Annotated in this window: 6 protein-coding genes; 1 reads left to right on the top strand and 5 read right to left on the bottom strand. The window is 74.3% G+C overall.

Going from position 1 to position 11,654, the window contains the following annotated elements:
* A partial coding sequence (locus tag AB0C69_RS27455; RefSeq protein ID WP_360358115.1) for an SLC13 family permease occupies positions 1-565 on the bottom strand: 565 nt, incomplete at its 3' end.
* A 67-nt stretch (positions 566-632) separates the two neighbouring features.
* Here AB0C69_RS27455 and AB0C69_RS27460 point away from each other — a divergent pair.
* Complete coding sequence (locus AB0C69_RS27460) at positions 633-6,503, top strand: TIR domain-containing protein (protein ID WP_360358116.1); 5,871 nt, start codon at positions 633-635, stop codon at positions 6,501-6,503.
* Here AB0C69_RS27460 and coaE read toward each other — a convergent pair.
* The 4 genes from coaE to rpsA all read right to left on the bottom strand — a co-directional run bounded on the left by coaE (position 6,500) and on the right by rpsA (position 11,383).
* On the bottom strand, positions 6,500-7,099 hold the full coding sequence (gene coaE, locus AB0C69_RS27465; RefSeq protein WP_360358117.1) for a dephospho-CoA kinase: 600 nt from the start codon (positions 7,097-7,099) through the stop codon (positions 6,500-6,502). The two genes, AB0C69_RS27460 and coaE, sit on opposite strands and share 4 nt — an antisense overlap.
* 42 nt (positions 7,100-7,141) lie before the next feature.
* Positions 7,142-7,633 (bottom strand): GNAT family N-acetyltransferase, encoded by a 492-nt coding sequence (locus AB0C69_RS27470; RefSeq protein ID WP_345175358.1) that lies wholly within the window; start codon positions 7,631-7,633, stop codon positions 7,142-7,144.
* A 91-nt stretch (positions 7,634-7,724) separates the two neighbouring features.
* The gene (locus AB0C69_RS27475) at positions 7,725-9,677 is read right to left on the bottom strand and encodes an endonuclease/exonuclease/phosphatase family protein (RefSeq protein ID WP_360358118.1); all 1,953 of its coding nucleotides are present in this window, start codon (positions 9,675-9,677) and stop codon (positions 7,725-7,727) included.
* Between the two features lie 218 nt (positions 9,678-9,895).
* Positions 9,896-11,383, bottom strand: a complete 1,488-nt coding sequence (rpsA, locus tag AB0C69_RS27480) for a 30S ribosomal protein S1 (RefSeq protein ID WP_345175361.1) — start codon at positions 11,381-11,383, stop codon at positions 9,896-9,898.
* Positions 11,384-11,654: the final 271 nt, after the last annotated feature.

Raw genomic sequence — 11,654 nt, forward strand, 5'->3', positions numbered from 1 at the left:
GCAGGACCATGGACACGGCCAGGACCGCCAGCTGCGGCGCCCACATGCGCGCGGCGAACGCCCGGGTCTCCAGCGCCACGCGGTCGGCGGCGAGTAGGTTGGTCAGGTTGGACACCGGGAGGAGCAGGCTCGCGGTGTTGGCCAGCCACACCGTCGTCATGGCCAGCGGGAGGGTCGCGATCCGCGCGCGCGCCGCAAGGGCCAGCATGACGGGGGTCAGCAGTACCGCGGTCGTGTCCAGGTTGAGGAAGACGGTGGTGAGCGACGCGAACGCCACGCACAGCAGGAACAGCGCGGCGTAGTTGCCGCGGCCGGCCTGGGCCATCCGCTGCGCGATCGCGTCGAAGACCCCTGCCTCCTTGGTCAGCTCCGCCAGGATGATGACGCTGAACAGGAAGAGCAGCAGGGGCGCGATCCGTCCGACGCTGGAGCGGGCCGTGTCGGCGGGCAGCAGGCCGGTGGCGACGAACACCAGACCGAGCCCCAGGACGGCGATGCGGATCCAGTCGAGGACGCCCAGGGAGCCCGCGGCGCGGCGGAGGGCCTCGGTCGGAGGGGGCGGCACGCGCGTCATGATTCCACAGGCGGCCGGATGACTGCGTTCCGGCCGTGCTCCGCGCGATACTGGCGCCATGACGACCCCCGGCCACCCCCAGGAGCGCCCGACCGACTTCTTCATCAGCTACTCGCCGGCCGACGAACGGTGGGCGTCGTGGATCGCCTGGCAGCTGGAGGCCGCCGGGCACCGCACGATGATGCAGGCGTGGGACTTCGTGCCCGGGACCAACTTCATCGACTACATGGACCGGGGCCTGTCGGAGGCCAAGGTCGTGGTGGCGGTGCTGTCGCGCAACTACCTGCGCTCGCGGTACGGGCGGATGGAGTGGATGGCGGCGCTGCGGGCCGACCCGGACGACCCGGCGCGCAAGCTGGTCACGGTCCGCATCGAGGACTGCCCGATCGACGGCCTGCTCTCCACGATCACCTACGTGGACCTGGTGGGGGTGGACGACCCGGACGAGGCGCGGCGGCTGCTGACGCGCCGGATCCAGGAGGCCCTCGCCGGCCACGCGCGCCCCCTCGACGGCCCTGGCTTCCCCGGAGCCGGGCAGAACCGCCCCGGGCCGCTTCCCGGTGGCCGGGAACCGCTGATAGGCCGTCTGGAGGAGACTGACGGACCCGGAGGCGGGGGCGGGGGCGGCCGGCCCGGGCCGGCCGGAGAGCGGCCCGCCCGGCGGGCGCCCGTCGCCGCGCCCGCGTTCCCCGCGGCCGACACCGGGCACGAGCCGCGCGAGCACCTGACCGTCCTGCACGTCTCCGGTCCCCGCTTCGGCCGGACGCTGGCCGAGCCCGGCGAGCCGACCACCGCGGTGGAGCTGCAGGACCGGATCTGGAGCGACGTGACGCGGCTGGCCGACGCCGGAGTGCCGCGGCCCGACCTGCTCGTCGTCACCGGGAACCTCACCCACTCGGGAAGCCGCAAGGAGTTCGCCGAGGCGCTGTCTTTCCTGACGAGCCTGCGCGCGCTGCTGGGGCTGGAGGCGCAGCGCGTCGTGGTGGTGCCCGGCACCCACGACGTCACCCGCGCGGCCTGCCAGGCGTACTTCTCCAGCTGCGAGGCCGACGACATCGAGCCGCAGCCGCCGTACTGGCCCAAGTGGCGGCACTTCGCGGGCCTGTTCAAGGAGTTCTACCAGGGCATCGACGCGCTCATCTTCGACAGCGCCCAGCCGTGGACGCTGTTCCCCGTCCCCGACCTGAAGGTCGTGGTGGCGGGGCTCAACTCGACGCTGCCGCAGTCCCACCGCGAGGAGGACCGCTACGGGCGCGTCGGCCAGGCGCAGGCCGCATGGTTCAACCAGCGGCTGCGGCACTTCGAGGACGAGGGCTGGCTGCGCCTCGGCGCCGTCGAGCACACGCCCATCGCGGGCGAGCCGGGCGCGCTGCGCGATCCCGAGACGGTGGAGACGCTCCTCGCCGCGCACATCAACCTGTTCTTCCAGGGGACCGAGTCGGAGTACGGCGCCGTCCCCGTGCTGGCCACCGGCGACGTCCCGTGCGTCCCGGCGCTGGGCCCCGGCCGGCACCAGCTCGTCGTCGTGCGCGGTGACGGGCTGGAGCGCTGGATCCCCGAGGACGCCGCCAGGCGCGGCCCGGAACGCCTCGAACGGTCCTGGACGGCCGTGGGCGGAACGTTCCCGCCGCCCCTCGCGCAGACCCCTCCCGCACCTCCCTCCCCCGAACTCGGGCCCGGCGGCGACGGCACCGCCGACCCCGTCCCCGATCCCACGGAGCGCCTGCTCGACCGCCTGACGGAGGCGTGCGAGACGCGCTTCGAGCGCGCCACCATCCGGCGCGTCGTCCCGCCCGCGCGCGAGGACGGCCGCTCCGACCCGCCGCACCTCCTGCTCACCCACCTGGAGGACGGCTTCGTCCGCCAGTACCGCATCGGCGCCCACGTGGGGCAGGTGACCGAGGCGGACGTGGACGCGTTCGTCCGGCACGTGCACGCCGACGGCACCGACCACGGCTCGGAACTGGTGTACCTGGGGCCGGCCCCGGCCCGGTCCCTGCGCGACGACGCGCTGCGCCGCGGCATCCGGGTGCGCAGCCTCACCGAGTTCCAGGGCCTGGTCGACCTCTCGGAGTACGTCGCGGCCCAGACGGGGCGGCTGTCCGCCGGCGGGCTCTACCCGCCGGCCCTGTACGTCCCCCAGCGCTACCGGGAGCTCGACCGGTTCCTCCCGGAGAGCGGCCCCGGCGACGGGCGCCGGTCGGGCGCGGACGTCCACGACGACGTGGTCGGCGAGATGCTGCGGCTGCTGGCCGCCGACCACGGGCGGTTCCTGCTGCTGCTCGGCGACTTCGGCCGCGGCAAGACCTTCGCCCTGCGGGAGCTGGCCCGCCGCATCCCGGAGGAGCTGCCGCACGTCGTCCCGATCCTCATCGAGCTGCGGGCGCTCGACAAGGCGCACTCCGTGGACGGCCTGGTCGCCGCGCACCTGGCCAACCACGGCGAGGAGCTGATCGACCTCAAGGCGTTCCACTACATGCTCCGCCAGGGCCGCATCGTCCTGCTCTTCGACGGGTTCGACGAGCTGGTGACGCGGATGACCTACGACCGGGCCGCCGACCACCTCGACACGCTGCTGCAGGCCGCCCAGGACAAGGCGAAGATCGTCGTGGCGAGCCGGACGCAGCACTTCAAGTCCCAGGCGCAGGTGCTCACCGCCCTCGGCGAGAAGGTCGGCGTCCTGCCGCACCGCCGCGTCCTCTCCCTGGAGGAGTTCACGCCCCCGCAGGTCCGCTCGTACCTGGTGAACCGGTACGGCGACGAGGACGCCGCCGAGGACCGGCTGACCCTGCTGGCCGGGATCGAGGAGCTGCTGGCGCTCACGTCCAACCCGCGGATGCTGTCGTTCATCGCCGACCTGCCCGAGGAGCGGCTGCGCGCGGTCGCGCAGGCGCGCCGCGCCGTCAGCCCCGCCGACCTCTACCAGGAGATCCTGTCGTCCTGGCTCGCGTACGAGGCCGAGCGGGTCGGCGGCGCGGGCGGGCCTTCCGGGCTGGAGGTCGACGACATGTGGCAGGCCGTGGGGACGCTCGCGCTGCGGCTGTGGGAGGGCAACGAGCAGTTCCTGCGGCTCGCCGAGCTGGCCGACGTCGCCGACGCCCTCACCGGGCTCGCCGGGGGACGGATGTCGCCGCACCAGGTGACCCACGCCGTCGGCGCCGGGAGCCTGCTCGTGCGCACCCCCGAAGGCCTGTTCGGCTTCATCCACACGTCCGTCATGGAGTGGCTCGTCGCCCGGCACATCGCGGACGAGTTCGCCAAGGGCGAGGAACCGGCCGCCCTCGGCCGCCGCGCCCTGACCCAGCTCGCCGTCGACTTCCTCTGCGACCTCGCCGACACCCGCGCCTGCCAGGAATGGACGGCCCGGGTGCTCGCCGACCCCGAGGCCGACGACATCGCCCGCGCCAACGCGATCCGCATCACGACGCGGCTGCGCACCCCCGCCCACACCGACCTGCGCGGCGCCCGCCTGCAGGGCGAGGACCTGTCCTACCGCGACCTCCAGGAGGTCGACCTCACCGGCGCCGACCTCACCGACGCCCAGCTCGTGGGCGCGAACCTCTCGCGCGCCGTCCTGCGCGACGCCTCGCTCGCCGGGGCGCGCCTGGACGAGGCCACCCTGACCGGCGCCGACCTGCGCGGCGCCGACCTGTCCCGGGCCCGCCTCGCCCGCGCCGACCTGCGGGACGTCGCCGTCGAGGGCAGCCGCTGGACCCGCGCCGCCCTCGTCGACGCCGCGCTCCCCGACCGCGTCGCGGCCGCCCCCGAACTGCGCGAGGCGGCGATCGCGCCGGGCCGCCCGATCGACATCCAGGTCGCGCCGGCCGCGGTGGGCGTCCCCTACGGCTTCCACTTCCAGACCAGCCGCCTCCCCCAGCCGCTCGCCTACAGCCCCGCGGGCTCCGTCCTTGCCATCGGCAGCGAGGACGGCGGCGTCCTCGTCTGCGACGCCGTCACGGGCACGCCGCTGCGCAACCTCCAGGGGCACACCGACCGCGCCTACGCGGTCGCCTTCGACGGTGCGGGCGGCCTCCTGGCGAGCGGGTCCGCCGACGGCTCCGTCCGCCTGTGGGACCTCGCCACCGGCCACACCGCGCACACCTTCGCCGTCCACCCCGACGGCGTGTGGCCCCTGGTCGTCGGGGGACGCTCCCCCGCGGGCGGCGACCTCGTCGCCGCCGGCGCCGCCGACGGAACCCTCAGAGTGTGGGACACCGTGTCCGGCCGGCTCCTGCACGAGCTGCCCGGGCACACCGCCCCCGTCTACACCGCCGTGTTCGACCCCGCCGGCTCGCTCATGGTCACCGGTGACGCGGGCGGCACGCTGCGCGTCTGGGACCTCGCCACCGGCGCGCTGCGCCGGGAGCTGGCCGGCCACCACGGCGCGGTGTTCCGCGCCGTGTTCCATCCTGACGGCTCCCTGCTGGCCGCCGGGGACGAGGCGGGCGTCGTCCGGCTCTGGGACATCCGCACCGGCGAGATCCGCCAAGAGCTCCTCGGCCACACCGGCCGCGTCTACGCCATCGCGTTCCACCCGGACGGGGCCCTCCTGGTCACCGGCGACACCGACGGGTCCGTCCGCATCTGGGAGGACGGACGGCAGCGCGGCGCCCTCACCGGCCACGGCGGAGGGATCTACCAGGCCGGCTTCAGCCCGGACGGCGGCCGCCTCGCCACCGCCGACAGCGCCGGGTCCGTCCGCCTGTGGGACCCGCTCACCGGCCGGCAGCGCCTCGAACTGGCCGGGCACCGCGGCGCCGTGTGGCCGTTCGCGTTCCGCCCGGACGGCTCCCAGCTCGCCACCAGCAGCAACGACGGCACGGCGCGGCTGTGGGACGCCGAGACCGGGCAGTGCCGCGTCGTGCTGCGCGGCCACGGCCGCCGCGTCACCGGCGTGGCGTTCAGCCCCGACGGCGGCATGCTCGCCGCCAGCGGCAACGACGGCCTGGTCCGGCTCTGGGACCCGCGCACCGGCCGGATGATCCGCGAGCTGCGCGGCGTCGCCGACAACCTCACCTCCGCGGCGTTCAACACCCGCGACTCGCAGCTCGCCACCGCCACCAACGACGGCGGCGTCCACCTGTGGCAGGCCGGGACGGGCACGTTCGAACGCGAACTGAACGTCGAGACCGACCACGTCTGGGCGCAGGCGTTCGCGCCGTCCGGGGACGTCCTCGCCACCGCCAACGACGACGACTCCGTCCGGCTCTGGTACTGGACGAGCGGCCGCGAGATCGTCAACCTCGCCGACCACCGGGGCCGCGTCCGCTCCATCGACTTCCAGCCCGGCGGCGCCCTGGTCGCCACCGGCTGCGACGACGGCGTCGTCCGCCTCTGGAGCCCCAGCACGGGCGAACTCTCCGCCGCGCTGCGGGGCCACGGCGACCGCGTGTACCAGGTGTCGTTCTCACCGTCCGGGGAAACGCTCGCCAGCGCCGGCAACGACGGGACCGTCCGCCTCTGGGACCCGTCCACGGGCGACCTCCTGCACACCCTCACCGAGCACACCGGGCGCCTGTGGACGACCGCGTTCCACCCGTCCGGGGCGATGCTCGCCAGCGCGGGCGACGACCTCGTCGTGCGCCTCTGGGACCCGTCCGACGGGCGGCTCCTGCACACCCTCACCGGCCACACCCGCCGCGTCTGGTCCGCGGCGTTCAGCCCGGACGGCTCCCTGCTCGCCACCGCGGGCGACGACGGCGCCGTCATCCTGTGGGACGTCACCGACCGCACCGCCCCCGCGCGCCGCGCCACCCTCCTCGGCCTGGCCGAGGGCTGGGCCGCCCTGGCCCCCGACGGACGCTACAAGTGGGAGGGCAACGCCACCGCCGAGTTCTGGTACGCCGTGGGCCTGTGCCGCTTCGAGCCGGGCGAGCTCGACGCCTACCTCCCCGAGGTCCGCCGCCTCCCCCTCGACGCCCCGTTCTAGGAGGCGGCGCGGCCGGTGAGCGAGGCCCAGAGCGCGTCGACCTGGGTCTTCAGGTCGGCGAGGGTGCCGGAGTTGTCGATGACGTGGGTGGCGACGGCGCGGCGGTCGGCGCGGGACGCCTGCGCGGCCATGCGGGCGCGGGCGTCCTCCTCCGTCATGCCGCGGCGGGCGACGAGGCGGTCGAGCTGGACCTCCTCGGGCGCGTCCACGACGACGACCTCGTCGTACATGCCGGCCAGGCCGTTCTCCGCCAGGAGGGGGACGTCGTAGACGACGACCGCGTCCGCGGGGGCGGCGTCCATCAGCTCCTGCATCCGCTCCCCCACCAGCGGGTGGACGATCGCGTTCAGTGCGGCGAGCCGGTCCGGGTCGGCGAACACGATGCGGCCGACCTTCTCCCGGTCGAGGGTGCCGTCAGGGAGCAGCACGTCCTCGCCGAACTCCGCCACCACGGCGGCGAGACCCGGGGTGCCCGGCTCGACCACCTCGCGGGCGATCCTGTCGGCGTCGATGACGACCGCGCCGTGACCGCGGAGCCGCCTCGACACCTCGCTCTTGCCCGAACCGATCCCGCCGGTGAGTCCCACTTTCAGCACGGGACTCACCCTAGCGGTGCGGCGGCCGAGGGGTTCCGGCGGCTAGGCGGTCCCGGCGGGGACGAGGGTCTTGCGCATGTGGACGAGGGTGAGGTGCGCGGCGACGCGCTCCCGATGGGTCTCGGAGTAGCCGAGCCGCCGGTACAGGCGCACGTTCGCCTCGCTGAGGTGGCCGGTGAACAGCACGCACGCGTCGGCGCGCCCGGCGATCTCGTCCTCCAGCTCCGTCATCAGGCGCCGCCCGAGGCCGCGGCGCTGCAGGTCGGGGGCCACGACGAGCCGCCCGACCAGGCACGTGCGGTCGCTGAACTGGGCGCGGACGGCGCCGACGAGGCGGCCGTCCATGACCGCCTTCAGGACCACGGCGTCCCCGGCCAGCACCTTGCGCAGCTGCTCGGCCGACTCCACCAGCGGGGGGATGAACGGGTCGCCGTACAGCTGGGCCTCCGTGACGTAGGCGGCCCGCTGCACGGTCATCATCTCCCCCGCGTCCGCAGGGGCCGCCCGCTCGATCGCGACCGTCTCAGCGCTCATGCGCCGTCACCTCGCGGGCAGCCGCCCCCTCGCGCCCCCGGTTCGCTTCACTCATGTCCCGACCCTAGGGGCAGGCGCCGCCCGCGTCCGCTCACCGGCCGATCCGGACGGTCACCGCGACCGGGTAGTGGTCGGAGGCGTCGGACTCGGGCACGTCGTAGTCGGTGACGAGCACGCCGTCCGACCCGAAGACCCAGTCGGTGCTGGTGCCGTCGGACCTGGTCGGGTACTGCTCGCCGCCGATCGCGGTGTTGCGCAGGTCGGTGCCGTCGGTCATCGCGGTCAGCTCCGGGCTGCCCGGGCCCGCGTTGAAGTCGCCGCCGATGATCGTGCGGGGCGCGCCGCCCCACGCCCGCAGCAGCGCCGCGATCTCCCGGGCCCGCTCGCCGCCCCGGTCGTCGCCGCCCTCCAGGTGCGTCGACCACACGTCCACCGTGGTCGGGCCGACGGCGAGCCGCGCCCACACGTAGCCGCGGATCTGCGACCAGTCGCCCTTCGGCATCCGGCCCGTCCCGGAGCTGCGCACCGGCAGCGACGTCAGGATCGCGTTGCCGAACTGGCCGTCGGCGGCGGGGCCCCAGATCAGCTTCATGCCGAGGCGCCGCGACAGCCACACGGCGACGTCGGTGGTGCCGGACAGCAGCGACCCGCGCCCGGCCTCCTGCAGCAGGACGACCTGCGCGCGCTGCCCCTCGATGACGCGGGCGACGCCCTCCGGGTCGAGGCGGCCGGACTGGTTGACCGCGTCGTGGATGTTGTAGCTGAGCACCCGCACCTGCCCCGCGGCGGGCGCCGCCGGGGCCTCGCCGTCCGGCGCGGCCACGGTGAACACGAGGGTGCCGGCCAGCAGCACCAGCGCGGCGGCGCCGGCGGTGAGGGCCCTCAGCGGGGCGCGGGCCGGCAGCGGACCGCCGCGCGCCGCGGCGATCGCCGCGAGCGCGCCGAGCAGGATGCCGGCGAGGCCGGGCAGCAGGTTGTTCGGAACCGGCAGCGGCGAGACCGCGCTGACCTGGTACGGGATGAGGATCGCGGCGACGAGCAGGCCGCCGAGCGCGGCGCCGGCGTCCACCCGCCAGACGGGCCCGCCGGTCCCGGCGCGGCGCAGCGGGGCGCGGCACGCCACGGCGAGCAGCCACGCCGACAGCACCTGCCCGACGATCACGACGGGGACGACCTCGATGCCGGAGACCGCGTACGTCCCGGCGACGGCGCCCGCGCCGACGCCGAGGACCGTCCCGCCGAGCACGCACACGCCGCCCGGCACGGCCCGCACGGCGAGCCCGGAGGCCAGGAACGCCAGCGCGAGGCCCTGGCCGATCACGATCGCGACGTGCGCGCCGGTCAGCGACTGCCACCCCGACGAGGCCACGAACGCGGGGCTGGCGAGGACGAGGATCTGCAGCGCGAGGAACGGCCCGAACGCCGCGGCGCCGAGCGCGTCCCGCCAGGACACGCCGGGCGCGGTGACGGGTCCCGACGCCAGCTCGCGGTAGAGCGCGGCGGCGCCGACGCCGACGAACGCCAGGCAGGCCAGCCAGGGGCCGATGCCGTCGCGCCACACCGGGTCCCAGGTGGCGAAGCACATCCGCACGGCGCCGTCGATGGACAGGCCCGCGACGGTGGCGGTGGCGAAGCCGACCCCCGACAGGCCGCGGGCGCCCTCGTACAGCGCCGCGACGGCGATCATGCCGATGGCGGTGCCGGCGAACGCGAGCCAGGTGCGGGGGTCGAGCGCCTGGGCGAGGAGCCGGACGGCGAACAGCCCGCCGACGCCGGCGAGTAGCAGCCCGCGCGGGCCGGCGAAGCGGCGGACGAGCGGGGCGGCGAACCCGGCGAGGTAGACCGCGAGCACCGCGCCGGCGGCGGCCGCGGTCCCGGCCTCGTCGGCGAAGTGGTCGAGCTGCGGCAGCGAGAACCGCAGCGTCTGCGCGAGCACCGCGACGGTCACGGCGATCAGCGCGAGTCTGGCGGGGCCCTGCGGGACGATCGGGGGGCCGGCCGCGGCCGGGCCGCCGGTCCTGGTGCCTACGTCTGTGCTGGCCAATTGAACGACTGCTCCCGGGGGACGAGCGGACCTTCGGGACGTGCGGATGCTGCGGAGCGCCGCGGACCGGCGCGTGCCATCAGGGTCATGGTGGCGCAACCGCAGCACGGCCGGAGGCCGATCTCGAAAGATCGTTCTCCGGCCGTGTTCAGGGTCTCACCGGCCGCCGCGCGCGAGCCGCCGGGGCGGCCGCGCGCGGACGGCGCGTCGGCTGGGCGTCACTGCCCGCCGGAGAGCTTCTCCCGCAGTGCGGCGAGCGCCTCGTCGGTGGCCAGGGCGCCACCGCCGGACTCGCTCTCGCCGCCGCCGGAGTAGGAGGTCTCGCCGCCACCGCCGCCGCCGCCCGTGGGCTCGGCACCGGCCTCCGCCTCGGCCTTGCGGGCCTCCTCGATCTGCTTGCGGTGGGCGTCGAAGCGGGAGCGGGCCTCGGCGTACTGCCGCTCCCAGGTCTCACGCTGCTCGTCGAAGCCCTCGAGCCATTCGCCGGTGTCGGCGTCGAAGCCCTCGGGGTACTTGTAGTTCCCCTGGTCGTCGTACTCGGCCGGCATGCCGTACAGGGTCGGATCGAAGTCCTCTTCCTCGATCCCCGCGGCGCCCTCGTTGGCCTGCTTGAGCGACAGGCTGATCCGGCGCCGGTCGAGGTCGATGTCGATGATCTTCACGAAGATCTCGTCGCCGACCTGGACGACCTGCTCGGGGATCTCCACGTGCCGCTCGGCCAGCTCGGAGATGTGCACCAGGCCCTCGATGCCCTCCTCGACGCGGACGAACGCGCCGAACGGCACCAGCTTGGTGACGCGGCCCGGGACGACCTGCCCGATCTGGTGGGTGCGGGCGAACTGCTGCCACGGGTCTTCCTGGGTCGCCTTGAGCGACAGGGAGACGCGCTCGCGCTCCATGTCGACGTCCAGGACCTCGACCGTGACCTCCTGGCCGACCTCGACGACCTCGGAGGGGTGGTCGATGTGCTTCCAGGACAGCTCGGAGACGTGCACCAGACCGTCGACGCCGCCGAGGTCGACGAACGCGCCGAAGTTGACGATCGAGGACACGACGCCCTTGCGGACCTGGCCCTTCTGCAGCGTGTTGAGGAAGGTCTGGCGGACCTCGCTCTGCGTCTGCTCCAGCCAGGCGCGGCGGGACAGGACCACGTTGTTGCGGTTCTTGTCCAGCTCGATGATCTTGGCCTCGAGCTCGCGCCCGACGTAGGGCTGAAGGTCGCGGACCCGGCGCATCTCGACCAGCGAGGCGGGCAGGAAGCCGCGCAGCCCGATGTCGAGGATGAGACCGCCCTTGACGACCTCGATGACCGTGCCGGTGACGATGCCGTCCTCGTCCTTGATCTTCTCGATCGTGCCCCAGGCGCGCTCGTACTGGGCGCGCTTCTTGGACAGGATCAGCCGGCCCTCCTTGTCCTCCTTCTGGAGGACGAGGGCCTCGACGTGGTCTCCGGTGGAGACGACCTCGTTCGGGTCGACGTCGTGCTTGATGGACAGCTCACGCGAGGGGATGACGCCCTCGGTCTTGTAGCCGATGTCGAGGAGGACCTCGTCACGATCGACCTTGACGACAGTTCCTTCGACAATGTCGCCGTCGTTGAAGTACTTGATGGTCTCATCGATCGCGGCGAGGAAGGCTTCCTCGGACCCGATGTCGTTGACCGCTACCTGCGGGGTGGTCGAGGTGGCCTCGGTGCTGCTCGTCATGTGTCGGCTGGCTCCGGTACGGACATGGAAGTCGTGATGGGCTTTGCGCGGAGGGCCGTTATCCGCCCTGCCGAAGACCGGAAGGGAACGCGGGCAACCGCCGCGTCAGTGAACCGAACCGATGTCGCCGACCTGACCGAGCGCGAGCCTGCTCCGTCCGAAGCGCGCGCAGGCCCACAGCGCAGCGATCAGGATATGGGACCGAAGTCCCCGGGTCAATCCGGCTGGCGGCGCCGCGGCGGTGGAAGCCGATCACGACGGCGAAGGCGCC

The organism is Actinomadura sp. NPDC048032 (genome assembly GCF_040653175.1).
Taxonomy (GTDB): Bacteria; Actinomycetota; Actinomycetes; order Streptosporangiales; family Streptosporangiaceae; genus Spirillospora; species Spirillospora verrucosospora.